This window comes from Streptomyces glaucus (genome assembly GCF_039533365.1).
In the GTDB taxonomy this organism is placed as follows: Bacteria; Actinomycetota; Actinomycetes; order Streptomycetales; family Streptomycetaceae; genus Streptomyces; species Streptomyces glaucus.
The window spans coordinates 1-25,391 of record NZ_BAAATK010000061.1; the positions used below are offsets into that span (position 1 = coordinate 1).

Here is a 25,391-nt window from a genome sequence, read left to right on the forward strand (position 1 = left end):
CGGCCGCTCAGTCCGATGACGGCGATCGGCTCGTCGGCCGGCCGGGGGCGGGCGGGCGGCGGAGGGGTCGTGCGGGTGGGGGGCGGGACGGGGGGCCGTCCTGGTCATGACCTTGTTCATGGGATCCCCGTTCGGCGGGCCCGTTTCATACCGGGCGGTAACTTCGCGGTCGGTGATCTTGTACGGGGTCGTGGCGGGCGGCGGCAAGGAGCCGGGCCGCGGGCCGGAGCGCCCGCGGCATTCACCTATCCGGGCGACCCGGGCGGCGGGGAACCGCGTCCCGGCGGGGGCGCACCGGGTGAGGTTGCGGCCGGAGGTGGACGTGTCCGGAGGGCCGGGCGGGGACCCGAAAGGGGACACCCGCACGTATCCTGAAGGCCCTCCGGGAGGTGCGGCACCGCCCTTCCGGGGGTCACCGCGGAGCCCTCCGACCACGAAAGCGGCCAGCCATGCGCGTCTACGTCCCTCTGACCCTCCCCGGTCTCGCCGAGGCGTACAAGACGGGTGAGCTGGGGGCCGGACCGCTCGTCGCGTACGCCGTCACGCCCGGGCTGCGCGAGTGGTACCTCTCCGACGACATCGAGGAACTGGAGTACGCGGCGCTCAGCCGGGCCGCGCTGGCCTCGCTGCGGCTGCTGGCGGCGGATCCCGCGGCGCCCCGGCGCCGGGTCGTGGTCGCCGTCGACGTACCCGACCGTGCGGCGAGCGCCGACCCGGACCGGGGACTGGACCCGGCGGCGCTCGGCGAGGTACGGGTCGCCGGGACCGTGCCGCTGGCCAAGGCGGCCTCGGTGCACGTCGACGCGGCGGACGCGGAGGCGGACGTGACGGCGGCCGCCGAGGCGCTTCCGGCGGCGGACGGCGGGGACGACGACGCGCAGTTCGTCGTGGACGGGGCCGAGGACCACGAGCTGCTGTGGTACGCCACGCAGGAGATCCCGAACCTGGTGGGACTCGGCGGCTGAGCCGCCCGGCCGTCGGCGGCGGCGGGTACGGTCTTGGGCATGGGGAAGCTGACTGGGGCGCACATCGTCTGGGACTGGAACGGCACGCTGTTCCACGACAACGACGCGATCATCGGCGCGACGAACGCGGCCTTCGCCGAGCTGGGCCTGGAGCCGCTGACGCTGGAGCGGTACCGGGAGCTGTACTGCGTGCCGGTGCCGAAGTTCTACGAGCGGCTGCTGGGACGGCTGCCGACCGACGCCGAGTGGGAGCTGATGGACGGCGTCTTCCACCGGTACTACGCCGAGCACCGGGTGAGGTGCGGGCTCACCGAGGGCGCGCCGGAGCTGCTGGCGGGGTGGCGGTCGGCGGGGCACAGCCAGTCCATCCTCAGCATGTACGGGCACGACGACCTCGTCCCGCTGGTGAGGGGCTTCGGGATCGAGGCGCACTTCGTGCGCGTCGACGGGCGGACGGGGCCCTCGGGCGGCAGCAAGGCCGAGCACATGGTGCGGCACCTGAAGGCGCTCGCCGCCGTGGACCCGGAGCGCACGGTGGTGATCGGGGACGCCGCCGACGACGCGGTCGCGGCGCGGCACGTGGGGGCACGGGCCGTGCTCTACACCGGTGGTTCGCACAGCCGGGCCAGTCTCGAAGCGGTGGGCGTACCGGTGGTGGACACCCTGGAGGAGGCGGTCGCCCAGGCGGAGCGGCTGGCCGCCTGAACCGGTGCGGCGCCCGGAGGAGCGCCGCACCGGGGGCGCACGGTCAGGTCGCCGGTGCCTTGGCGCGCAGCACCCTCAGGAACTCGCGCATCCAGGCGGAGTGGTCCGGCCAGGCGCGGGAGGAGACCAGCGTGCCGTCGACCACCGCCTCGGCGTCCTGGAAGCGGGCACCGGCGGCCCGCATGTCCGGCTCCAGCGCGGGGTACGCCGTGACGCGGCGGCCGCGCAGGCCGTCGACCGCCGCGGTGAGCAGGGGGCCGTGGCAGATCTGCGCGACCGGTTTGTCGGCGTCGAGGAAGGACGTGAGGATCCTGCGGAGGTCGGGGTCGTTGCGCAGGTACTCGGGGGCGCGTCCGCCGGGGACGACGACGGCGGCGTACCGGCCGGGATCCACCTCGGAGAAGGCGAGGTCGGCGTCCCAGGTGTAGCCGGGTTTCTCGGTGTAGGTGTCGAAGCCGGGCTCGAAGTCGTGGACGACGAACCGGAGCTTCTTGCGGGCGGGGGCCGCGACGTGGACGTCGTAGCCCTCCTCGCGCAGGCGCTGGTAGGGGTAGAGGACTTCCAGGGACTCCGCCGCGTCGCCGGTGACGATGAGGATTTTCACGGTCATAGCGGCACCGTGCCCCCTGACGGCGGCCGTGCCAAGGGGGCGGGCAGGCCATGTCGTCCGCGGCCGTCCCGGCGCGGCCCCCCGGCGGTGGCCCCGCCGCCCCCGGGCGCGGCGCGGAGGACGCCCGTCCCCGGTGCGACGGCCGCACCCGGTGACCCGGACGCCCCGCCGCACTGTGCAGAACGTCAAACTTCCCCCCTCGGTTTTGTACACATACGGCTCATGACGGGCCCCCTGGGGGGAGCGATAGCCTTGGTGGCGTGATCAGCGCGATAGCTCGCGGGGGCATCGGCGCCCCTGCCCTGCGCCCGGTGGACACGGACCGCGTCCGTGACCGGGCGGCGGCCGCTGATCCTCGCGGGCGGGGCGGGGCGCCGAGAGGCCCCGGGACGCCGGGCACTCCTCGGGGCGCGGCGTCACGGAGAGCGGCGTCACACCGATGGAGCAGCTCAAAAATGGCTCATACGCCCCCGCCCCTCTCACCTTGCGGCATAGCGTCGAAGCAGACCGGACACCCCGCGTCACGGCGTCGCGTCGGAGGGCAGGAGACCGTACTTCCTTCTACGTCACGCAACGGCGCGCGACAGGAGCCAGAGGACAATGCAGACCAAGCTGGACGAAGCAAAGGCCGAGCTGCTCGATCGGGCCGCCCGGGTAGCTGAGAACAGTCCGGTCGGGGGACACCTACCGACCGGGACGACGAGCGAGGGCACCCCGGACACCCCGAGCACCCCGGACAGCGAGTCCGTGCTCTCGTTCCTCCAGCGCTACTACCTGCACACCGCCCCGGAGGACCTCACCGGCCGTGACCCGGTCGACGTCTTCGGAGCCGCCGTCTCGCACTACCGGCTGGCCGAGAACCGCCCGCAGGGCACGGCCAGCGTGCGGGTGCACACCCCGACCGTGGAGGAGAACGGCTGGACGTGCAGCCACACGATCGTCGAGGTGGTCACCGACGACATGCCGTTCCTCGTCGACTCCGTGACCAACGAGCTCACCCGGCAGGGGCGCGGCATCCACGTCGTCATCCACCCGCAGTTCGTGGTCCGGCGCGACGTCACCGGCAAGCTCGTCGAGGTGCTCGCCCCCCAGCGCACCGGCGACCTCCCGCACGACGCGCACGTCGAGTCCTGGATCCACGTCGAGATCGACCGCGAGACCGACCGCGCCGACCTGAAGCAGATCACCGCCGACCTGCTGCGCGTGCTGTCCGACGTCCGCGAGGCCGTCGAGGACTGGGGCAAGATGCGGGACGCGGCGACCCGGCTGGCCGAGGGGCTGCCCGGCGAACCCCTCCCCGAGGACCTGCCCGCGCCGCAGGTCGAGGAGGCCCGCGAGCTGCTGCGCTGGCTGGCCGACGACCACTTCACCTTCCTCGGCTACCGCGAGTACCAGCTGCGCGGCGACGACTCCCTCGCCGCCGTCCCCGGCACCGGCCTCGGCATACTGCGTGCGGACCCGCACCACGCCGACGACGCGGGCCACCCCGTCAGCCCGTCCTTCGAGCGGCTGCCGGCCGACGCCCGCGCCAAGGCCCGCGAGCACAAGCTGCTGATCCTGACCAAGGCCAACAGCCGGGCGACCGTGCACCGGCCGTCGTACCTGGACTACATCGGCGTCAAGAAGTTCGACGAGCAGGGCAACGTCGTCGGCGAGCGGCGCTTCCTCGGCCTGTTCTCCTCCGCGGCGTACACCGAGTCCGTGCGCCGCGTCCCGGTCATCCGGCGCAAGGTGGAGGAGGTGCTGGAGCGCGCCGGGTTCTCGCCCAACAGCCACGACGGGCGGGACCTGCTGCAGATCCTGGAGACGTACCCGCGCGACGAGCTGTTCCAGACCCCGGTCGACGAGCTGCAGGCCATCGTCACCTCCGTCCTCTACCTGCAGGAGCGGCGCAGGCTCCGCCTCTACCTGCGCCAGGACGAGTACGGGCGCTACTACTCCGCCCTCGTCTACCTGCCGCGCGACCGCTACACCACCGGCGTGCGCCTGCGGATCATCGACATCCTGAAGGAGGAACTCGGCGGCATCAGCGTCGACTTCACCGCCTGGAACACCGAGTCGATCCTGTCCCGGCTGCACTTCGTGGTCCGCGTCCCACAGGGCACCGAACTGCCGGAGCTGTCCGACGCCGACAAGGAGCGCATCGAGGCCCGCCTCGTCGAGGCCGCCCGCTCCTGGGCGGACGGGTTCGCCGAGGCGCTGAACGCCGAGTTCGGCGAGGAGCGTTCCGCGGAGCTGACGCGGGCGTACGGCAACGCCTTCCCCGAGGGCTACAAGGCCGACCACAGCCCGCGCAGCGCGGTCGCCGACCTCGTCCACCTCGAACAGCTCGGCGACGCCGGGGACGGCCGGGACTTCGCGCTCAGCCTCTACGAGCCGGTGGGCGCCGCGCCCGAGGAGCGCCGCTTCAAGATCTACCGCAAGGGCGACGCCATCTCCCTGTCCGCCGTCCTGCCGGTGCTCAACCGGCTCGGCGTCGAGGTGGTCGACGAGCGGCCGTACGAGCTGCGCTGCGCGGGCCGCGGCATCGCCTGGATCTACGACTTCGGTCTGCGCCTGCCCCGGTCGCAGAGCGGCGGCGACCACTTCGGCGACGACGCGCGCGAGCGCTTCCAGGACGCGTTCGCCGCCACCTGGACCGGCAAGGCGGAGAACGACGGCTTCAACGCCCTCGTGCTCAGCGCGGGCCTGACGTGGCGGCAGGCGATGGTGCTCAGGGCGTACGCCAAGTACCTGCGCCAGGCCGGGTCCACCTTCAGCCAGGACTACATGGAGGACACCCTCCGCAACAACGTCCACACCACGCGCCTGCTCGTCTCCCTGTTCGAGGCGCGCATGTCGCCGGACCGGCAGAGCGCCGGACGCGAGATCGTCGACGCCCTCCTCGAAGAGCTCGACGCGGCCCTCGACCAGGTCGCCAGCCTCGACGAGGACCGGATCCTGAGGTCCTTCCTCACCGTCATCAAGGCGACCCTGCGCACCAACTTCTTCCAGACGGAGAGCGACGGCCGGCCGCACGACTACGTCGCCATGAAGTTCGACCCGCAGGCGATCCCCGACCTGCCGGCGCCCCGCCCGGCGTTCGAGATCTGGGTGTACTCGCCCCGCGTGGAGGGCGTGCACCTGCGCTTCGGCAAGGTCGCGCGCGGCGGCCTGCGCTGGTCCGACCGGCGCGAGGACTTCCGCACCGAGATCCTCGGCCTGGTCAAGGCGCAGATGGTGAAGAACACCGTCATCGTGCCGGTCGGCGCCAAGGGCGGCTTCGTCGCCAAGCAGCTCCCGGACCCGTCCGCGGACCGCGACGCGTGGCTGGCGGAGGGCGTCGCCAGCTACCGGACGTTCATCTCGGCGCTGCTCGACATCACCGACAACATGGTGGCCGGCGAGGTCGTGCCGCCGCCGGGCGTGGTGCGCCACGACGGGGACGACACCTACCTCGTCGTCGCCGCCGACAAGGGCACCGCCACCTTCTCCGACATCGCCAACGAGGTCGCGCAGAAGTACGATTTCTGGCTCGGCGACGCCTTCGCCTCCGGCGGGTCCGCCGGCTACGACCACAAGGGCATGGGCATCACCGCCCGCGGCGCCTGGGAGTCCGTCAAGCGGCACTTCCGGGAGCTGGGCGTGGACACCCAGAGCCAGGACTTCACGGTCGTCGGCATCGGCGACATGTCCGGCGACGTGTTCGGCAACGGCATGCTGCTCAGCGAGCACATCCGCCTGGTCGCCGCCTTCGACCACCGGCACATCTTCATCGACCCCAAGCCGGACGCGGCCGTCTCCTACGCCGAGCGCCGCCGCCTGTTCGAGCTGCCGCGCTCCAGCTGGGCCGACTACGACACCGGCCTGCTGTCCCCCGGCGGGGGCGTGTTCCCGCGGACGGCCAAGTCCGTCCCCGTCAACGCGCACATCCGCGAGGCCCTCGGCATCGAGGACAAGGTCACCAAGATGACCCCGGCCGACCTGATGAAGGCCATCCTCAAGGCGCCGGTGGACCTGCTGTGGAACGGCGGCATCGGCACCTACGTCAAGGCCTCCGCCGAGTCCCACGGCGACGTCGGCGACAAGGCCAACGACGCCATCCGCGTCGACGGCCGGGACCTGCGCGTCAAGGTCGTCGGCGAGGGCGGCAACCTGGGCCTGACCCAGCTCGGCCGGATCGAGTTCGCGCTGCACGGCGGCCGGATCAACACCGACGCCATCGACAACAGCGCCGGCGTGGACACCTCCGACCACGAGGTGAACATCAAGATCCTGCTCAACGGCCTGGTCGCGGACGGCGACCTGACGGTCAAGCAGCGCAACAAGCTGCTCGCCGAGATGACCGACGAGGTCGGCCGGCTGGTGCTGCGCAACAACTACGCGCAGAACACGGCGCTGGCCAACGCGCTGGCCCAGTCCAAGGACATGCTCCACGCCCAGCAGCGCTTCATGAAGCACCTGGTGCGCGAGGGCCACCTCGACCGGGCGCTGGAGTTCCTGCCCAGCGACCGCCAGATCCGCGAGCGGCTCTCCGCCGGGCAGGGCCTGACCGGCCCGGAGACGGCCGTCCTGCTGGCGTACACCAAGATCACGGTCGCCGAGGAGCTGCTGCGCACCTCGCTGCCCGACGACCCGTACCTGAAGGGCCTGCTGCACGCGTACTTCCCGACCGCGCTGCGCGAGCGGTTCCCCGAGCGCATCGACACCCACCCGCTGCGCCGGGAGATCACCACGACGGTCCTGGTCAACGACACCGTCAACACGGGCGGCACGACCTATCTGCACCGTCTGCGCGAGGAGACCGGCGCGTCGCTGGAGGAGATCGTCCGGGCGCAGACCGCGGCCCGCGCGATCTTCCGCGCCTACCCGGTGTGGGACGCGGTGGAGGCCCTGGACAACCGGGTCGAGGCCACCGTCCAGACCCGTATCCGGCTGCACTCGCGCCGCCTGGTGGAGCGCGGCACGCGCTGGCTGCTCAACAACCGGCCGCAGCCCCTGGAGCTGGCGGAGACGGTCGACTTCTTCGCCGACCGCGTCGAGCAGGTCTGGTCCCAGCTGCCGAAGCTGCTGCGCGGCGCGGACCTGGAGTGGTACCAGAAGATCCACGACGAGCTGACCGGCGCCGGGGTCCCGGACGAGCTGGCCACCCGGGTGGCCGGGTTCTCCTCCGCCTTCCCGACGCTCGACATCGTCTCGGTGGCCGACCGCATGGGCAAGGAGCCGCTGGACGTCGCCGAGGTCTACTACGACCTCGCCGACCGGCTGCGCATCACCCAGCTGATGGACCGCATCAGCGAGCTGCCCCGCGCCGACCGCTGGCAGTCCATGGCCCGCGCGGCGATCCGCGAGGACCTGTACGCGGCGCACGCGGCGCTCACCGCCGACGTCCTGTCGGCGGGCGACGGCACCTCGACGCCCGAGCAGCGCTTCGAGGTGTGGGAGGGGCGGAACGCGGCGATCCTGAGCCGGGCCCGCGCCACGCTGGTGGAGATCCAGTCCTCGGACTCCTTCGACCTCGCCAACCTGTCGGTGGCGATGCGCACGATGCGGACGCTGCTGCGGAGCCACTCGTAACGCCGGCCGCGCACGAGGCGCCCCGGGCCACGACGGCCCGGGGCGCCTCGCCATTCGGACATTCCGGATAAAGTTTTCGCGTGAGGGAACGCTCCGGGGCGCCGCGCGCGGTGGTGCCGCGCGCGGCGGCCGTCCCCGGGGCGGCCGCCGCGCTCGTCCTCGCCCTGCTCCTGCTGGTGATCGTCCGGCTGCCCTGGGCGGGCGACCTCGGCATGCACGCGGCGACCGTGGAACGCCTGCGGCACCGCCTCGCCGACCCCGGCAACCCGCTGGTCGACGCGGACACGCCGAGCCCGTACTACTCGCCGTGGACGCTGCTGCTCGGCTGCCTCGCCCGGCTCAGCGGGCTGTCGGTCTTCGTCGTGCTGCGCGTCGGCGCCCTGGCCGGGCTGGCGCTGCTGGTCACGGGCGTGTGGCGGTACGTGCGGACGCTGAGCGCGCACCGGGCCGCGCCCCCGCTCGCGCTGCTCGGCCTGGTGCTGCTGTGGGGGACGGTCCCGCTCAACTGGAGCGGTTTCCTCGGACTCAACTCCCTCGCGCTGACGGTGTCCTACCCCAGCGTGTGCGCCCTCGGGCTCGCCTTCCACCTCTGGGCGTGGCTGGCGCGGGCGCTGCGCGGCCCGGCCGGGCGGGGGACCTGGCCCGGGCTCGGGGCGCTGTGGGCGGTGATCCTGCTCTGCCACCAGTTCTCGGGGGTCGTCGCCTCGCTGGGCGCGCTCGCCGCGGTGCTCGCGGCCCGGGCCGGGCCGGCGGTGTGGGCGCGGCTCGGCGCCGGGCTTGCGACAGGGCTGGTGGCCCTGTGGTGGTGGCCGTACTACGACTTCTTCGCGCTGCTGGGCGCCGGGGGGAGCCTGGAGCCGGTGCACCGGCCCCTGTACCGGGACCTGCCCGGGCGGTACTGGCTGGTGCTGCTCGGGGTGGCCGCGCTGGTGCCGCGGTGGCGGCGCGACCACCGGGACGTGCTGGTGCTCTTCTTCGCGCTGGGCGCGCTGGTGTTCGCGGCGGGCGGGCTGAGCGGCCACTACTCGTGGGGGCGCGCGCTGCCCGCCGCGCTGCTGCCGGCGCAGCTCGCCGCGGCCCTGGAGCCGGTGCGGGCCGGGCGGCGGGCGGTGCGCGCCGGCTGGGCGTGCGCCCTTTCCGGGGCGCTGGCGGTGGGGACGTGGGCGCAGGCCGGGACGGTGGGGTACGTCGTCGGGCGGGGCGCGCTGCCGGAGCCGGTCGCGGCCCGGTACCGGACGCCGTGGACGGGATACCACTGGATCACGCCCTGGGTGAGGTACGGGGACGTCGTCATGGCCCGCACCCTGCCGGCCCGGCAGATCCCCGCGTACGGCGCCTACACCGTCGCCCCCGGCTACCCCGACTTCTTCCTGCCGGACGAGGAACGCCGGCGGGAGGCCGTACGGCGGTACTTCGCGGCCGGCACGCCCGAGGCCGTGCGCCGGGACATCGTGCGGGAGTACGGGGTGCGGTGGGTGGTGGACCGGGGGGCGGGGCCGCGCAGGGACGGGCTGCGGGCGGTGGCGCGGGGGCCGGGCGGGCAGGTGCTGTACCGGGTCCGGTGAGGCGCCGCCGCGGCACGCCGGCTCACCGCAGCGCGCTCGCCACCAGCCGCACGGCGCCGCGCACCCCCGGCCGCGCCGCGAGCCGCCGCACCACCGGCCGTACCACCCGCGCCGTCACCCCCACCGGCCGCCACCGCACCTGGAGGCGGCCCGGGCCGTGGCCCTCCAGTTCGACGGTGACCTGGTGCGGGGCCGCGCCGAGACGGCGGTCGACGCGGGTGGTGAACGGCGGGAAGCCGAGCGGCGCCAGCAGCAGGCCGGTGTTGCTCAGGCCCTGGTGGGTGAGGCGCAGCAGCGGGTGGCGCACGCCGTCGAAGCCCTCCAGGGGGAGCCGGGCGGCCGCCAGGTCGAGGTGGACGCGGCCCTCGAAGACGCCGGGGCGCACCGGGCAGAGCCGGAACGGGACCGTCAGGCGGTGCCGCCCGGGGGCGAGCAGCAGGGTGGCGCGCTGCGGGCCGACCGGCAGGCGCAGGGCCGGGTCGTACGTCCGCACGGTCAGGTCGGCCGAGGCGCCCGGGCCCCGGGTGAGTTCCGTGATCTCGTGCCGGAACAGGGCGCCGGGGAAGGGGCGGGTATCCAGCTCCAGGTCGGTGACGTCGAGCTCACGGCGGGCCTCGGGCGTGTCCGGCACCCGGTCGCCCCAGTAGGCCCGGCCGTCCGCGTCCGTCGTCACCGTCCGCGGCGCCACGCCGTGGCCCAGCCCGCGGGCCGCCAGCCGCGCCTCGGCCAGGCGCCGGTCGCGGACCAGCTGCAGCACGACCCGTTCGGCGCGCGGCAGCCGGGCGTACGCGCCCGGCGCCAGCGTCGCCAGGTACGGGTTCACGATGTCCGCGAAGGACGCCAGCCACTCCTCGTCCCGGTGGGGCAGGTCCCCGGCGTACATCCGGAAGTCGTGCTTGAGGAACTTGTAGTCCTTGTGCTCGCGCAGCGACTCGTGCCCGCTGCGGGCCAGGAAGTCGTCGATGAGGCGCTGGACGTGGACGCGGTCGCGGACGTTGGCCGGCTTGTGCCGCTGGTTGGAGATGGAGGCGGCGTCACCGGCCGCGTACGGCGCCACGTACCAGCGGTACACCGGCTCCGGGACGATCGTGAACGCCTTCGCCAGGCAGTACGCCTGCGCCGAGAACAGCTGGTCCTCGTAGTGGATGCCCTCCGGGAAGCGCAGCCGGTGCCGGTCGAGGAAGGCGCGGGCGTACATCTTGCTCGTCGCCAGGTGCTCGAAGAACAGCCGCGGATCGGCCCCGATGCCGTCCAGCGTGCGGCGCTCGGCCACCAGGTGCGGCATCCAGGTGGAGCGCCGGCCGTCGTCCACCCGCACCCGCTGCACCGCGCCCATCGCGAAGTCGACGTCCCGCTCGCGGTGGGCGGCCAGCAGCACCTCCACGGCCCGTTCGGGCAGTTCGTCGTCGCTGTCGAGGAACATCAGGTACGGCGCCCGGGAGATCTCCACGGCGCGGTTGCGCGGGGCGCCGCACCCGCCGCTGTTCTCCGGCAGCCGCAGGTGGCGGATGCGGGCGTCCGCGGCCGCCAGCTCCCGCGCGATCCGCGGGGTCTCGTCCGTCGAGTGGTCGTCGCTGATGACGATCTCGATGTCCGCGTGGGTCTGGCGGCGGACGGAGGCGACCGCGCGGGGCAGGCGTGCGGCGTCGTCGTGGACGATGACCGTCACGGTGACGTCGGGGGTCATACGGCCTCCTCGGGCCGGGGCGCCGGCGTGCGTTCCCCGAGCGGCAGGACCGGCGGCAGCGCCCCCTCGTCCTCGCCGAGGAAGACCCGGCGCACGACGCGCTCGGCGGCGCGCCCGTCGTCGTACTCGCAGAACCGGCGCCGGAAGGCGGCCCGCGCCTTCGCCGCGCCCTCGTCGCGCCAGGCGTCGGTGGCGAGGATCTCCGTCAGCTCCTCCTGGGTGCGGGCGACGCGGCCCGGCGGCTCGGCCATGAGGTCGAAGTAGACGCCCCGGGTGGTGCGGTACGTCTCCCAGTCGTCGGCGTAGACCACGATCGGGCGGTCGAGGTTGGCGTAGTCGAACATGATCGACGAGTAGTCGGTGACCAGGGCGTCGGCGGCCAGGCAGAGCTCCTCGACCGGCTCGTAGGGCGAGACGTCCACGACGCGGCCGGCGCGGCGCAGACCGGTCAGGGGGGAGGCGGCGCCGTCGTAGAAGTAGTGGCCGCGCACCAGCAGGACCGTCCCCTCGCCGAGGCGGTCGGCGAGCGCGGCGAGGTCCAGGCGCGGGGTCCAGCCGGCCTCGTAGTCGCGGTGCGTGGGCGCGTACAGCACCGCCCGGCGGCCCGGCGCGACGCCGAGCCGGTCGCGGACCGCGCGGACGTCCGCGGCGCCGGCCGTGTAGTAGACGTCGTTGCGCGGATAGCCGTAGTCGAGGGAGACGAAACGGGACGGGTAGGCCCGCTCCCACATCCGGGTGGTGTGGCTGTTGGCGGAGAGGCTGTAGTCCCACTTGTCGATGCGCTCCAGCAGGGCGCGGAAGTCCAGGCCCCGCGCGGCCGCCGGGAACGGCATCTGGTCCAGGCCCATCCGCTTGAGCGGGGTGCCGTGGTGGGTCTGGACGTGGACCGCGTCGGGGCGCTTGACCACCGCGTCGGGGAAGTTGACGTTGTTGACCAGGTACTTGGCGGTCGCCAGCACCTCCCAGTAGCGGCGGGTGCCGGGCAGGACGTGGTCGGTGCCGGGCGGCAGCAGGGCCGCGTTCCGCGGGGTCACCACCCACACCGGGCGGATCCACGGGGCCAGCCGGGCGAGCTCGGCGGCGATCGCGGCCGGGTTGCAGGCCACGCCGCGGTTCCAGTAGGCGGAGAACACGGCCAGAGCGGGGTCGACCGGGCGGCCGAGCGCCCTGCGGTACCGGTGGTCGCGGAGCCGGGCGCCGACCCGCTGCCCCTGGGTCCGCACGGCCGACCTGGCGGTGCGGCGGGCGCGGTTGGCGGCCTGGAGCGCGCGGTACCTGCCGTAGGCGCCCTCCTCCAGCAGCTGCCGGCGGATGCCGTCCAGCCCGGCGGGGCGGTGGTGGCCCTCGGGGCGGCGGCGCAGGGCCGCCAGGGACGCCCGCCGGAAGAACTCCCGTGCGACCGGGGCGGGCAGGCCGGCGCGGGCGAAGGTGCGCAGGCAGTCGCGGACCATCAGGTCGTACAGGACGGCGTGGGCGGCCGGGCGGTCGCGGGCCAGGTCGAGGAGGGTCTCGTAGCGGTCGACGAGGGCGTAGCGCTGCTCGGGGGTGACCGGGGGGAGGCTCTGGGGCCGCAGCCGGCGGTCCTCGAAGGCGATGTGCGGCAGGCAGGCGACCCGGCCGGCCAGCAGCAGGGCCGCGTACGCCGCGAACGGCTCGTCGTCCGTGTCGAGCCGCCCCCGGTGGGCCCGCCAGAAGTCCGCGCGCAGGACGCGGTTGCCGAGCAGCGGGGTCAGGCGCAGCAGCGGCACGCAGTCGTCGAGGGCGAGGTCGGCGCGGCCCGCGCGGGCGAGGAGGGTGCCGTCGGGGGAGGGCAGCCCGGACGCCCGCCAGGTGCTGCGGACGTGGTCCACCAGGAGGACGTCGACCGGCTCGGGCAGCTCGGCGGCCCGCTCGGCGATCGTGCGCGGGGCGCCCGCGGGCAGCCCGTCCTTGGCGTGCACGAAGTGCAGCCAGCGGCCCGCGGCCCGGGCCGCCCCCGCCGCCCGGGCCGCCGCGTCGCCGGTGCCGTCCGGCAGGGGCAGCACCTGGAAGGCGGGGGTGTGCCGCTCGGCCGTCTCCCGGGCCCAGTCGCCGACCGCGGCCACGATCACCTCGGTGCCCGCGAGGGGGTGGGCGGCCAGGGAGTCGAGGAGCCCGGTCAGATGGTCCTGGGTGTTCGGGCCGTGGACGACGACGCTGAGTACGGGGGTCTCGGGCATCGCGGGGACTCCTTCACCTCGGCACACCTCATCTGGTCATAGTGGCATCAACCGGGTGAAAGAGGGGGCGCTGTTGCGCCTCAGGAGGGAAGGGGCGCCTTCGGCCCGGACTTCGGCCCGGGTCCGGCCGCCTTGGCCGTGGCGCCGGTGAACGCCTCGTACTCCTTCAGGACCTCGTCCGTCGGGCCGTCCATGCGCAGCTCGCCGCGCTCCAGCCACAGCACCCGGTCGCAGGTGTCGCGGATCGACTTGTTGTTGTGGCTGACCAGGAACACCGTGCCCGCGCGCTTGCGCAGCTCGCGGATGCGGGCCTCGGAGCGCTTCTGGAAGGAGCGGTCGCCGGTGGCCAGCGCCTCGTCGACGAGCAGGACGTCGTGGTCCTTGGCGGCGGCGATGGAGAAGCGCAGGCGGGCCGCCATGCCGGAGGAGTAGGTGCGCATCGGCAGGGTGATGAAGTCGCCCTTGTCGTTGATGCCGGAGAAGTCGACGATCTCCTGGTAGCGCTCCTTGATCTGTTCCCGGGACATGCCCATCGCCAGGCCGCCGAGGTGGACGTTGCGCTCGCCGGTCAGGTCGTTCATCAGCGCGGCGTTCACGCCGAGCAGGGACGGCTGGCCGTCCGTGTAGATCCGGCCGTTCTCCACCGGGAGGAGCCCGGCGACGGCCTTCAGCAGGGTCGACTTGCCCGAGCCGTTGGTGCCGATCAGCCCGATCGCCTCGCCCCTGTACGCCACGAAGGACACGTTGCGCACCGCGTGCACCCGGCGCACGCCCGCCGCCTTCTCGGCCCGCCCGCGGCGCAGGATGCGGTTGAGGGCGGCGGTCGCGGAGCCGCGGCCGGCCCCGGTGCCGTTGACCCGGTAGACGATGTCCACGCCGTCGGCGATGACGGTGGGGACCCTCTCCTGCGCGGGACGCGTGTGGTCAGCCACGGCCGTACGTCTCCTCAGCCTTCCAGAAGTAGATGAAGCCGCCGACGCCGGCGAGCAGCGCCCAGCCGGTGGCGGTCGCCCACACGTGCTCCGGGAGCCGGCTCGCGTGGAAGCTGTCGATCAGCGCGAAGCGCATCAGGTCGATGTAGACGGCGGCCGGGTTCGCCTGGAGCACCGGGCCGACCCAGGACGGCAGGCCGTCGCGCTCGCTGAGCAGGTGGTCGATGCTCCACATCACGCCCGAGACGTACATCCACGTGCGCAGCACGAACGGCATCAGCTGGGCGACGTCCGGGGTCCTGGCACCCACCCGGGCCATGATCATCGACACGCCCGCGTTGAAGGTGAACTGGAGCGCCAGGGCCGGAACCGCCAGCACCCAGGAGGCGGCCGGGGGCACGCCGAAGGCGAGCAGGATGACGACCAGGGCCGCCATCGAGAACAGCAGCTGCTGCAGCTGCTGGAGGCAGAAGGACAGCGGCAGCGCGGCGCGCGGGAAGTGCAGGGCCCGGACCAGGCCGAGGTTGCCGGAGATCGCGCGGGTGCCGGCCATGATCGAGCTCTGGGTGAACGTCCAGATGAACACGCCCGTCACCAGGAACGGGACGTAGTCCGGCACGCCCTCCTTGGTCTGCAGCAGCACGCCGAAGACGAGGTAGTACACCGCCGCGTTCAGCAGCGGCGTCATCACCTGCCAGACCTGGCCCAGTTTCGCCTGGCTGTACTGCGCGGTGAGCTTGGCGGTGGCGAAGGCGGCGATGAAGTGGCGGCGCGCCCACAGCCGGCGCACGTACTCGGGCAGGGAGGGGCGGGCCCCGCTGACCGACAGACCGTGGCGGGCGGCGAGCGCCGCGAGGTCGTCGTCGGCCGGGGCCCGTCGGGTCGGGGGCGGTGTGTGGAGGACCTGACTCACATCCGCTGCTTTCGTTCGGGGGTGGGGGTGGGGGTGGGGTGGGTGAGCGTGGCGGCCTGCGGGGGGCCGGTGGGCCGGATGTCGTCCGCTGTTCCCCCGCGTGACTCCCCACGTTCTCCTACGTCGGGACGGCACCGTATCGTCGCAACGTGAGCGTAGGGCCAGGAGCGTCGGAACGCAACCGTTCCGTCGTAACGCCTATGCTGGTCCGCATGACGACGAACGCCGACGAGCCCCAGCCGCGTCCGCGCCGCCGGACGCCCGCCGGGGCGGCCGTGCTCCGGGAGGACGTGACGCAGGCCATCCGGGCGGCCGTCTTCGAGGAGCTCGCGGCCGTCGGCTACGCGCGCATGTCCATCGAGGGCATCGCGCGCCGGGCGGGCGTGGGCAAGACGGCGGTGTACCGCCGCTGGCGCTCCAAGCTGCACCTGGTGCTCGACCTGGTCTCGGCGGTCGCGGCACAGGGCCTGCCCGCGCCGGACACCGGCTCGCTGGAGGGCGACCTGCGGCTGCTGTACGAGGTGACGGCCCGCGCCCTGCGCCACCCGGTCGCCTCGCAGGTCATCCCCGACCTCCAGGCCGAGGCGGCCCGCAACCCGGACATCGCCGAGGCCCTGCGGAAGGCCCTGCGGGAGGGGCAGGAAGGCGTGGCCAGCGGCATCGTGGCGGCGGCGGAGCGGCGCGGCGAGGTGCGGTCCGGCATCGACGAGGAGCTGGCCCTCGACCTGATCTCGGGGCCGCTGTACTGGCGCTCGGTGGTGATCCGCAGCCCCGGGCTGCCGAAGGGCTACCTGGCGGCGCTGGCACGGGCCACGACGGAGGCGCTCAGGGCGCTGTGAGACGGACGCCGGCGAGCGGGCGCCCCGGCGTCCGGCGCGGCCGGACGGGGCCGGCCCCCGCCGGGGAGCCGGCCGTGGATCCCGGCGGGGCGTGGCCGGGCGCGTGAGCGGGGGCGGGGCGCCGGGGCGCCGGCCCGTGACGCGGGGCTCCCCCGGCACCCGGCCCGCCGCGGGATGCCGGCCGTTCCGGCGTGTCCGCGTGTCCGCGTGTCCGCGTGTCCGGACGGCCGGCGGGGGCGGCCGGTCCCGCCGGGAGGGCCCGGTCAGCCGCGGGCCGCCTCCGGATGCAGCCGCACCCAGCCTTCCCACGCCGACGTGATCATGTCCTGGACGTCGTGCTTGGCCTTCCAGCCCAGTTCGGCGGCGGCGCGGTCGGCGGCGGCGACGACGCGGGCCGGGTCGCCGGGGCGGCGCGGGGCGATGGCAGGGGGGCGGCCGTGGCCGGTGACGGCGTTGATGCGGTCGATCATCTCGCGGACGGAGACGCCCTCGCCGCGGCCGATGTTGAGGGTGAGGGCGAGGCCGGGGGCGGAGCGCAGCGCGCGGGCCGCCGCGACGTGGGCCTCGGCCAGGTCCACCACGTGGATGTAGTCCCGCACGCAGGTGCCGTCCGGGGTCGGGTAGTCGTCGCCGAAGATGCGCGGGGGCGCGTTCTCCGTCAGCCTCTCGAACACCATGGGGATCAGGTTGGAGACGCCGACGTCGGCCAGCTCCGGGCACGCCGCGCCCGCCACGTTGAAGTAGCGCAGACAGGCGGTGGACAGGCCCGTCGCCCGGCCCGTCGCGCGCACCAGCCACTCGCCCGCCAGCTTGGTCTCGCCGTACGGCGACATGGGCGCGCACGGCGTCTCCTCCGTCACCAGGTCCACGTCCGGCATGCCGTACACCGCCGCCGAGGACGAGAACACGAAGGCGGGCACGCCGGCCGCCGCCACCGCCTCCAGCAGGACCCGCAGGCCCTCGACGTTCTCCCGGTAGTAGTGCAGCGGCAGCTCCACCGACTCGCCCACCTGCTTCTTCGCCGCGAGGTGGACGACACCGGTGACGCGGTGGCCGGCCAGGGTGCGCCGGACCCGTTCGCCGTCCAGGGTCGAGCCGACCACCAGGGGCACCCCGTCCGGCAGGCGCTCGGCGATCCCGGTGGACAGGTCGTCGTACACCACCGTCCGCTCGCCCGCCTCGGTCATCGCGCGTACGACGTGCGCCCCGATGTAGCCGGCGCCGCCGGTGATCAGCCAGGTCATGTGCGGCCGTCCCCTCGTCAGTTGGCCCGTGGTCGCTGGTCCGGACCCGCCCGGCCCGGTCGCTCCGCCCGGTCCGGTCGGCTGTCGGCCTCGCTCCGTCCGGTCCGGTCGACTGTCAGTGAAGCAGGCGGCGGAGTCTTCTGCGGGCCACCGACGCGACACCGCGCACGCCGCGCGCCAGGCGCACCGCAAACGCGCCCGAGTGCGTCGCGTACGGCTGTACGAGTACCACGCCGTGCCGGGCGCTCGGGACGGCGCGAGGGCGCATCCGCCCGGCGCCCGTGAGCGCGTGCGCCGTGACCTCGCGATGCGTTCCGTCGCGGAAGCGCACGCGCAGGCGCAGGTCCCAGGTGCCGGTCCCGAGCGCGGCCAGGCCGGCCGGGTCCACCGTCGTCTCGGCCGACCAGGTGTCCCCGGCGGACGGTGCGAGGGGCGCGGTACGGCGCGGCCCGGCGCGGTCGCTCTCCCGGTGCCGCCACTCCACCTCCACCGCCTCCGGTCCGGCCGGCGCGAGGCGGCCGTACAGCTCGTGCAGGCGCAGCCGGAGGCGGGCGGCACGGGCGCGCGGGCGCAGTTCCGCGTCGACGGCCAGAGGCAGCAGCGGCACCGGGCGGGTGAGCAGCGGCTCCAGGCCGAGGTGGGGCAGGTCGTCCGACCAGACGGGCGTGGAGTCGGGGGCGCGGGCGTACGGCGGGAGCAGCCGGGCCGGGCGGGCCGCCAGCTCCGTCAGGCGGGGCAGGTCGCGCGGTTCGGGACAGGCGAGGACGACCCGGGCGGCGAGGCGGCCCGGCGCGGCCGGGTCGCGCGCCCAGTCGGCCGCGTCGTACTCCGCGAGGCACGCCCGCGTGTGCGCCCACCACGCACGCTGGTAGCGCGCGTCGCGCAGGCCCAGCTCGCGCACGTACATGCGCAGGTCGTGGTCGAGGAACTTGGCGCGCGCCGCCCGCGCCAGCTCCTTCCGCCCGGCGCCCAGCAGGATCGCGTGCGCCTGCCGGCACGCCTGGGTGCGGGCCTGCCAGTTGCCGATGTCCGCGCGGTCCAGCGAGATCGACAGCCGCGCGGCGGACCGGCGCACGTGCCACGTGTAGACCCGGTCCGGGACCAGGACGATGCGCGGCCCGGCGGCCAGCACGCGCGCGGTGAAGACGACGTCCTCGTAGGGGAAGCGGCCCTCGGGGAAGCGGATGCCGTGCGCGCGCAGGAAGCCGGTGCGGTAGAGCTTGTTGACGCAGAGCGTGTCGTGGACCAGACGCGGGACCCGCGCCGGGTCCGTGATCACGGCGCGCTGCGCGTACAGGCGTCCCTCCCACGGCACCTCGCGTCCCGAGGGCAGCTCACGGCGTACGCACAGCCCGCTCGCGACCTCCGCGCGCTCCGCCTCCGCCGCCGTCAGCAGCGCGTCCGCCGCGCCGGGCGGCAGCACGTCGTCGCTGTCCAGGAACATCACGTACGGCGAGGTCACCGTGGCGAGGCCGGTGTTGCGCGGGCTGCCGCAGCCGCCGCTGTTGACCCGGCGCCGGACCACCCGCAGGCGCGGCTCGCTCCGGGCCAGGCGGGCCAGCAGGTCCGCGCTGCCGTCGGTCGAGCCGTCGTCGACGGCGACGACCTCGCGGACGGCCGGGCCCTGGGCCAGCGCCGAGCGCACGGCGTCCGCCACGTGACCGGCGTCGTCGTACCCGATCACGACGACGGCGACCCGGGGGAGGCCGTGGTGCTCCGGTGCGGCGGGGGGTGCGGCGTTCATCACGGCGGATCGTAAGCCGGGTGAACACGATGAAAGTGCTTACACACGGTCGATCGGCGGCAAAGCCGAGCGAAGAGCGTGAAACCGGACCCGCGGCGGGCGCGACGGCCGCGCGGCCCGGCGGGCGGGAGCCGTGACGGCGGGGCCTAGCGGCCCGCTTCCTCCTCCGCCGCCGCCGCGTCCAGGGCGGTGGTGAGCCGGTCGAGGCGGGCCCGCAGCTCGCGGATCTCGTCGAGGTCGAAGCCGGTCGCGGCGGCGATCCGGCGCGGCACCTCGAGCGCCCGCCCGCGCAGCGCGGCGCCCTCCTCGGTCAGCCGCACCTGCACCGACCGCTCGTCGCGCGTGCTGCGCTCGCGCCGGACCAGGCCGGCCGCCTCCAGCCGCTTCAGCAGCGGCGACAGCGTGCCGGAGTCCAGGCGCAGGTGCTCGCCCAGCTTCTTCACGGGCAGCTCGCCGTGCTCCCACAGCACCAGCATCACCAGATACTGCGGATAGGTGAGCCCGAGGTCCTTGAGGATCACGCGGTAGACGCCGCCGAAGGCGCGCGAGGCGGCGTTCAGTGAGAAGCAGATCTGCTGGTCGAGGCGGAGCCAGTCCGCCGTGGGCGTGCTCATGCGTCCAGGGTAGTCCCTCCCGCTATTTAGTTGCGTGCAATTTAATTGTGTGCTCTACTCAAGGTCGTGCGCCGGCCCGGCCCCCTCCGGGACGGGCCGGCCGCCACGACCCCGCCGCCTCCCGGCTTCCGGACCCCAGAAAGGGATGGATCTTCCATGGACGCGCTCTACACCGCCGCCGCCACCGCCACCCACGGCCGCGAGGGCCGCGCCGTCTCCTCCGACGGCCGCCTCGACCTCCAGCTGGCCGTCCCCGTGGAGATGGGCGGCACCGGCCAGGGCACCAACCCCGAGCAGCTCTTCGCCGCCGGCTACTCCGCCTGCTTCGCCAGCGCCCTCGCCCTCGTCGGCCGGCAGGCGAAGGTCGACGTCAGCGACGCCGCGGTGACCGCCGAGGTCGGCATAGGCAAGCAGGGCGAGGGCTTCGGGCTCGCCGTCACCCTGCGCGTCGAGCTGCCCGGCACCGTGGACGAGGCGACCGGCCGCAAGCTGGTCGAGCAGGCCCACCAGGTCTGCCCCTACTCCAACGCCACCCGCGGCAACATCCCGGTCGACCTCGTCGTCGAGTAGGCGGCGCCGGGCGGGCGGCGCCCGGCGCCGCCCTCCCGCCCGGTCACCCGATCCGCGCCAGCACCTCCCCCGTCCGCCCGTTCCGCGCGACCACCACGGCCTCCTCGGGCACCGGCCGCCAGCGGGTCAGCAGCAGCCACCGCACGTGGTAGCGGCGGACGACGGCGGCGCGCTCGGCGCGGGTCGAGCCCGGGGCCAGGAAGGCGCGCACATCGGCGAGCCGGCGCCGCCGCTCCCGCTCGTCCAGGGCCGGGTCCGGCCAGGCGGGCGCGGCGAGGTTCGGGCCGTACCCGGCGATCGCGTGGACGGCGTAGTAGCCGTCGGTGATCACCACCTCGCCGGGCCCGATGTGCCGCGCGGCCCACCCGTACGCCGGCCACCGCGGCGGCTGCGCGAACCCCACCGGATCCAGCGGGCGCGGCACCACCGCCCCCGCGTGCACGGTGAGGAAGCCCAGGCAGGCGCCCGCCGCCGCGGCCGCGCCCAGCAGCCGGCGCCGCGGCCCCCACGGCCGGGGCCGGGCCAGCTCCACCGCGAGCGCGAACTGCGGCGGCACCAGCGTGAGCCCGAGGATCCTGCCGTAGGTGTAGTGGCCGCTGACCCAGCCGTACGCCACCACCAGGCACTCCAGGGCGAACATCAGCACCAGCGGGTCCCGCGCCGAGCGGCGCAGACGCAGCCACAGCGCCGGCAGCCCCAGCAGCGCCAGCCAGAACTGCCCGCCCAGGTGCAGGTACAGCCGCCGGTGCATCGCGTCCACGCTGCGGTCCCCGGCGAGGGCCAGCACGTCGAAGTACGGCCACCACGCCGCGGCCGCCGGCGCCGCGAGCCCCGTCAGCGCCCACCGCCCCGCCACGGCCGGCCGCCACCCGCGCTGCCACCCGGCGACGAGGGCCACCGCGCCCAGCGCCGCCGCCACCGAGGTGATCGGGTGCACCAGCAGGATCAGCCCGTACAGCACGCCCAGCCCCGCGTACCCGGCCGGGCGCGGCAGCCCGCCCGGCCCGGCGCGCCGCCCGGGCCCCGGGCCCGCGGATCCCCCGCCGCCCCCGGGCGGGGAGGAGCCCCGCCGGGCCCGCGCCCCCGTCAGCGCCCAGGCCCAGAAGGACAGGCCGATCGCGAACGTCGACGGGTAGGCGAGGTTGCCGGTCATCGACATCAGCCCGAGGTAGCCGCTCCACCAGGCCCGCTCGGTGCCCCACAGCAGCGCCATCGCCGCCGGCGCGAGCACCGGGGCCCACGGGCGCGGCGTCAGCACGCGCACGAAGCGGCCGACGCCGGTCAGCAGCACCAGCAGGTTGACGGGACCGGCGAGCCGGACCACCTCCCAGCCGCCCAGCCCGGTCAGCCGCGCGACCACGCCCTGCGCGACGGCGTACGGCGAGTAGTAGGGGCTGCCCGCGCCCGGCAGGTCGGCCGTCGGATGGCGCGGGTCGAGGAGGTCCGCCGCCAGGCGCTCGACGACCGCCGCGTGCTGGCCGGCGTCGCAGCACAACGGCACCCGCCAGTACGCCAGCGACACCACCAGCCAGAACAGCGGGCCGGCGACCTGGTACGGGGTGGGGCGCCGGCGACGGTTGGCGTGCGGCGCCGCGCCGCCGCGCACGGTCCGCCGGACGAGGACTCCGGCGCTCACCGGGCCGAGGGAAATCGGGACGTTCGACGCATCTGCCGTATCTTCCCCCGGCCGGCGGTGACATGACGTCGTGTCACCTCATCGGGTGAGGTAGGCCGTGCCGGTGGCATCCGTCACCTCATCGAGTGGACCCGGTCCGGGTGCCCCTGCGCGGGCAGCGCCACCCGCGACCGCACCAGCCCCTCCAGCAGCAGCGGCACCCCCAGCACCGGCAGCAGCCACGCCAGCACGATCAGCCGCTCGCCCCAGATGGTGATGTCCGGATGCCCGGCCTGGGTGAGGAACCCGGTGCCCGCGGCGGCGATCAGGAACCCGCCGAACGCGGGCCGCCGCAGCGCGCCCCACACCCCGGCGGCCAGCGCCGCGACGAACAGCGGCTCCCACAGCTGCCGACGCAGCCACTCCACCCAGAAACGCCCCTGGAGCTGCAGGAACTCCCGCCACGGCCGCTCCCGGTCGGGCCGGGCGAAGTGGTCGGTGAGCAGGTCCTGGACGCTCTCGGACGCGGAGGGGTAGTGCAGCAGCCGCGCCAGCAGCAGCGTCCCGGCGGCGGCGGCCAGCCCGGTCACCGCCACCGCGCACACCCCCCGCCCCGCCGCCCGGCCCCGCCGGCGCCGCCGCAGCGCGATCGCCGCGCCCGCCCCGGCCAGGCACAGCCCGAGGAACAGCGCCTGCGAGTGCTTCACGGCGAACAGCGCGAGCAGCGAACCGCCGACCAGGGCGAGCCCGGCCCGCTCCCGCCGCCCCCGGAGCACCAGCGCGCAGCCCCACACCGCCGCCAGGGTCAGCGCCAGCAGCAGCCCCTCCGTCATGGGGCGCATGGCGGTCGCCCCGCACGGCAGCACGTAGTACAGCACCTGGCCGGCCGGCGCGAGCGGCGCCGGCACCGCCAGGGTGCGCAGGACCAGGAAGACCAGGACCCCGCCCAGCACCGTGACGACGACCCCCGCCGCCCACACGCCCCACGTCACGCCGAACACCGTGACGAACGGCACCAGGAACAGCGGATAGCCGGGCCGCGCCTCGAAGATCCGCATGAAGCGCTCCGAGGTGAACGGCACGGTGTGCCCGCCGGTCTGCCCGGCGCGCAGCCGCGGCTCGACCTTCCGCCACTCCCGCTCCCGGCACTCGGCCCGCACCCGCGGGGCGGGATCGGGCCGGTGGAAGCGGACCACGTCGACGTCCTGCCGGCGGTGCGCGATCGACGCCCTGCTCCCGCAGTAGTGGTCGATGGTGGCCGCGGCCGCCGCCCGCTTGTCCGCGCCGCTCAGACCCAGGGCGTACGACACGTAGTTCCGGGTGTCGGGGGTGGCCCGGCCGGTGACGTTCGCGAGCTGGAGCACGGCGAACACCGCGGCCGCCACCAGCACCCAGGTGCGCTGCCTCACCACGAGGTCAGCAGGTCACGGGCGGCGGCCGGCGCGGGCAGCCGGGCGGTGGCCGGCGCCGGCATCTCCTCGCCCAGCAGCAGCGTCCGTACGACCCGCTCGGCGGCCCGGCCGTCGTCGAACTCGCAGAACCGCCCGGCGAAGGCGGCCCGCAGCCGCGCCGCCTCCTCGTCCCGCCACGCCCCGGAGGCGAACAGCCACGCCAGCTCCCGGTAGGAGCGCGCGACATGGCCGGGCGCCTCGGCGGTGATGTCGAAGTAGGTGCCCCGGCTCGCGGTGTACGCCGCGAGATCGTCGGCGTGGACCACGATCGGCCGGTCCAGGTTGGCGTAGTCGAACATCAGGGCGGAGTAGTCGGTGACCAGCACGTCGGAGGCGAGCATCAGGTCCGTCACGTGCGGCTCGTCCGTCGCGTCGATCAGCACCCCGCGCCGGTGCAGCTCGGCCAGGCCCATGCCGCGCGCCGGGCCGGCGGCCAGCGACGGGTGCAGCCGGACGACCAGGGTGCGGCCGGCGCCGAGGTCCGCGGCGAACCGGGCCAGGTCGATCCGTTCGACGTACCCGCCCCGGCGGTAGTCGCGGCAGGTCGGCGCGTACAGCACGACCGTGTGGCCGTCGGGGACGCCGAGCCGGGCGCGGACCCGCCGGCCGTGGTCGGCGTCGGCGCCGACCAGCACGTCGTTGCGCGGGCTGCCGGTCCGCACGGACCGGAAGCGACACGGGTAGGCCCGCTCCCACACCAGCTCCGAGTGCCGGTTGGCGACCAGGCTGTAGTCCCAGCGGTCCGCGCGGCGCAGCATCTGCGGCACGTCCAGGCCGTACCGGGCGCCGGGCTTGGTGAGCAGGTCGGCGCCCATGTACTTCAGCGGGGTGCCCTGGTGGGTGTGGATGTGGACGCTGCCGGGCCGCTTGGCCAGCGCGCCGGGCCAGTTGACGTTGTTGACGAAGAACGCGGCCCGCTCGGTGACCCGGCGGTACCCGGCGGAACCGAGGAGCACGTACTCCGCGTCCGGCGGCAGCGCCGCCGCGGCCGCCGCGGCCGTCTCCTCGTCCCGCACCACCCACACCCCGCGCAGGTGCGGGGCGATCTCGCGCGCCTTGTGGTAGATCGCCGCCGGATCGCCGAGGACGCCCCGGTGCGAGAACGCCGAGTACACGACCAGGTGCGGATCCAGCGGGCGCAGGGCGCGCACCGCGGACCGGCCGCGCGCCAGCCGCCCGGCCGCCGCGGCGCGCGCCTGCCGCGCCCGCCGCTCCAGCTCGCGCCCCGCCCGCCCGGCCTCCCGCCGGACGCGGTAGGCGGCGTACCCGCCCTCCAGCACCCGCAGCCCGGCCGGCACGGCCGCGCCCTCGGGCCGGTGGGCGCGGAACAGCTCGGCCGTGCGGCGGAAGAACGCGCGCCGGGCGGACGGCGGCAGCCGGTCCGGCTTGGCGAGGACGTCGAGGCAGTGCTCGCCCATCTTGGCGTGCAGGAAGGGCCGCCAGCCCGCCAGCTCCGGACGGGCGTCGAGATACGCGAAGACCCGCTCGTACTGCTCGTGGATGTCGAAGTGCCGGCGGCTGGTGGTGGACAGGATGCTGCCCCGGCGGCGCTGCCGGTAGTTCAGGCAGATCCGGTCCAGCGTGGCGATCCGCCCGGCGCTGAGCAGGACCGGGAACGTCCACGGCGTGTCCTCGTAGTAGCCCGGCGGGAAGGCGAAGCCCTCCCGCTCGACGAAGTCGCGCCGGTAGACCTTGTTCCACACCACCATCAGCAGGCTCAGGATCTCGGGGCGCTCGGCCGCGGTGAAGGTGCCCTCGCCGGCCTGGGCCAGCACCCGCGCCAGGGCGTTGCGCCGCGTCCCGCCCCACCAGTAGGTGCGGGCGTAGTCGAAGACCAGCACGTCCGGGTCGGCGGTCTGCGCCAGCCGGTCGGCCAGCGCGCGCAGCGCGCCCGGGGTGAGGGTGTCGTCGCTGTCCAGGAAGAACAGGTAGTCGCCGGTGGCGTGCGGCATCCCGGCGTTGCGGGCGCGGCCCAGGCCGACGTTCTCCGGCAGGTGCAGGGCGCGCACCCGCTCGTCGCGGGCCGCGTACTCGTCGAGGATCGCGCCGCAGCCGTCCGGGGAGCGGTCGTCGACGGCGATCACCTCGACGTCCCGGTAGGACTGCTCCAGCACCGAGTCCAGGCACTCGCGCAGATAGCCCTGCACCTTGAAGCAGGGGATGATCACGCTGAAACGGGGCAC

Annotated in this window: 17 protein-coding genes; 6 read left to right on the forward strand and 11 right to left on the reverse strand. The window is 74.8% G+C overall.

From position 1 onward, the window contains the following. Window positions 1-449 precede the first annotated feature (449 nt). Together ABD363_RS29025 and ABD363_RS29030 are read left to right on the forward strand one after the other, a co-directional pair. Entirely contained in the window at window positions 450-965 is a 516-nt protein-coding gene (locus ABD363_RS29025) for a DUF6912 family protein (RefSeq protein WP_344608873.1), read from the forward strand. 39 nt (window positions 966-1,004) lie between these two features. After that, window positions 1,005-1,670 (forward strand): HAD family hydrolase, encoded by a 666-nt coding sequence (locus ABD363_RS29030; protein ID WP_344608875.1) that lies wholly within the window; start codon window positions 1,005-1,007, stop codon window positions 1,668-1,670. A 43-nt stretch (window positions 1,671-1,713) separates the two neighbouring features. Here ABD363_RS29030 and ABD363_RS29035 read toward each other — a convergent pair whose 3' ends face one another. After that, window positions 1,714-2,280 (reverse strand): DJ-1/PfpI family protein, encoded by a 567-nt coding sequence (locus tag ABD363_RS29035; protein ID WP_344608877.1) that lies wholly within the window; start codon window positions 2,278-2,280, stop codon window positions 1,714-1,716. A gap of 600 nt (window positions 2,281-2,880) precedes the next feature. Here ABD363_RS29035 and ABD363_RS29040 point away from each other — a divergent pair. Both ABD363_RS29040 and ABD363_RS29045 read left to right on the forward strand, forming a co-directional pair. Further along, window positions 2,881-7,836, forward strand: a complete 4,956-nt coding sequence (locus ABD363_RS29040) for an NAD-glutamate dehydrogenase (protein WP_344608879.1) — start codon at window positions 2,881-2,883, stop codon at window positions 7,834-7,836. A gap of 80 nt (window positions 7,837-7,916) precedes the next feature. Continuing rightward, window positions 7,917-9,401 (forward strand): hypothetical protein, encoded by a 1,485-nt coding sequence (locus tag ABD363_RS29045; RefSeq protein ID WP_344608881.1) that lies wholly within the window; start codon window positions 7,917-7,919, stop codon window positions 9,399-9,401. A gap of 22 nt (window positions 9,402-9,423) precedes the next feature. Here ABD363_RS29045 and ABD363_RS29050 read toward each other — a convergent pair whose 3' ends face one another. The 4 genes from ABD363_RS29050 to ABD363_RS29065 form a co-directional block, all read right to left on the reverse strand. After that, the gene (locus ABD363_RS29050; RefSeq protein ID WP_344608883.1) at window positions 9,424-11,088 is read right to left on the reverse strand and encodes a glycosyltransferase; all 1,665 of its coding nucleotides are present in this window, start codon (window positions 11,086-11,088) and stop codon (window positions 9,424-9,426) included. Further along, window positions 11,085-13,286, reverse strand: a complete 2,202-nt coding sequence (locus ABD363_RS29055) for a CDP-glycerol glycerophosphotransferase family protein (protein ID WP_344608885.1) — start codon at window positions 13,284-13,286, stop codon at window positions 11,085-11,087. Before ABD363_RS29055 ends, ABD363_RS29050 begins: the two co-directional genes overlap by 4 nt. An 80-nt stretch (window positions 13,287-13,366) precedes the next feature. Further along, the gene (locus tag ABD363_RS29060) at window positions 13,367-14,218 is read right to left on the reverse strand and encodes an ABC transporter ATP-binding protein (RefSeq protein WP_344608887.1); all 852 of its coding nucleotides are present in this window, start codon (window positions 14,216-14,218) and stop codon (window positions 13,367-13,369) included. After that, window positions 14,211-15,131: an ABC transporter permease gene (locus tag ABD363_RS29065; protein WP_344608889.1), complete on the reverse strand. Its 921-nt coding sequence runs from the start codon at window positions 15,129-15,131 to the stop codon at window positions 14,211-14,213. The genes ABD363_RS29060 and ABD363_RS29065 overlap by 8 nt, the downstream gene beginning before the upstream one ends. A 200-nt stretch (window positions 15,132-15,331) precedes the next feature. On the opposite strand from ABD363_RS29065, the gene ABD363_RS29070 reads away from it, so the two are divergent. Beyond that, complete coding sequence (locus ABD363_RS29070; protein ID WP_344608891.1) at window positions 15,332-15,970, forward strand: TetR/AcrR family transcriptional regulator; 639 nt, start codon at window positions 15,332-15,334, stop codon at window positions 15,968-15,970. Between the two features lie 263 nt (window positions 15,971-16,233). On the opposite strand, the gene galE is transcribed toward ABD363_RS29070, so the two are convergent. The 3 genes from galE to ABD363_RS29085 all read right to left on the reverse strand — a co-directional run bounded on the left by galE (window position 16,234) and on the right by ABD363_RS29085 (window position 19,572). Then, on the reverse strand, window positions 16,234-17,214 hold the full coding sequence (galE, locus tag ABD363_RS29075) for a UDP-glucose 4-epimerase GalE (RefSeq protein ID WP_344608893.1): 981 nt from the start codon (window positions 17,212-17,214) through the stop codon (window positions 16,234-16,236). Window positions 17,215-17,329: 115 nt separating this feature from the next. Then, window positions 17,330-18,958 carry a glycosyltransferase gene (locus ABD363_RS29080; protein WP_344608895.1) on the reverse strand — a complete coding sequence of 543 codons (1,629 nt, stop codon included), beginning with the start codon at window positions 18,956-18,958 and terminating at the stop codon, window positions 17,330-17,332. Window positions 18,959-19,104: 146 nt separating this feature from the next. Then, a complete protein-coding gene (locus ABD363_RS29085) occupies window positions 19,105-19,572 on the reverse strand; it encodes a MarR family winged helix-turn-helix transcriptional regulator (protein WP_344608897.1) in 468 nt (155 codons plus the stop codon). A gap of 156 nt (window positions 19,573-19,728) precedes the next feature. Here ABD363_RS29085 and ABD363_RS29090 point away from each other — a divergent pair, with 156 nt between their 5' ends. Then, window positions 19,729-20,142: an organic hydroperoxide resistance protein gene (locus tag ABD363_RS29090; protein WP_344608899.1), complete on the forward strand. Its 414-nt coding sequence runs from the start codon at window positions 19,729-19,731 to the stop codon at window positions 20,140-20,142. Window positions 20,143-20,185: 43 nt separating this feature from the next. On the opposite strand, the gene ABD363_RS29095 is transcribed toward ABD363_RS29090, so the two are convergent. The 3 genes from ABD363_RS29095 to ABD363_RS29105 form a co-directional block, all read right to left on the reverse strand. Next, window positions 20,186-21,778 (reverse strand): hypothetical protein, encoded by a 1,593-nt coding sequence (locus ABD363_RS29095; RefSeq protein WP_344608901.1) that lies wholly within the window; start codon window positions 21,776-21,778, stop codon window positions 20,186-20,188. A 113-nt stretch (window positions 21,779-21,891) separates the two neighbouring features. Then, window positions 21,892-23,166 carry a hypothetical protein gene (locus ABD363_RS29100; RefSeq protein WP_344608913.1) on the reverse strand — a complete coding sequence of 425 codons (1,275 nt, stop codon included), beginning with the start codon at window positions 23,164-23,166 and terminating at the stop codon, window positions 21,892-21,894. Next, the gene (locus ABD363_RS29105) at window positions 23,163-25,391 is read right to left on the reverse strand and encodes a bifunctional glycosyltransferase/CDP-glycerol:glycerophosphate glycerophosphotransferase (RefSeq protein WP_344608903.1); all 2,229 of its coding nucleotides are present in this window, start codon (window positions 25,389-25,391) and stop codon (window positions 23,163-23,165) included. Before ABD363_RS29105 ends, ABD363_RS29100 begins: the two co-directional genes overlap by 4 nt.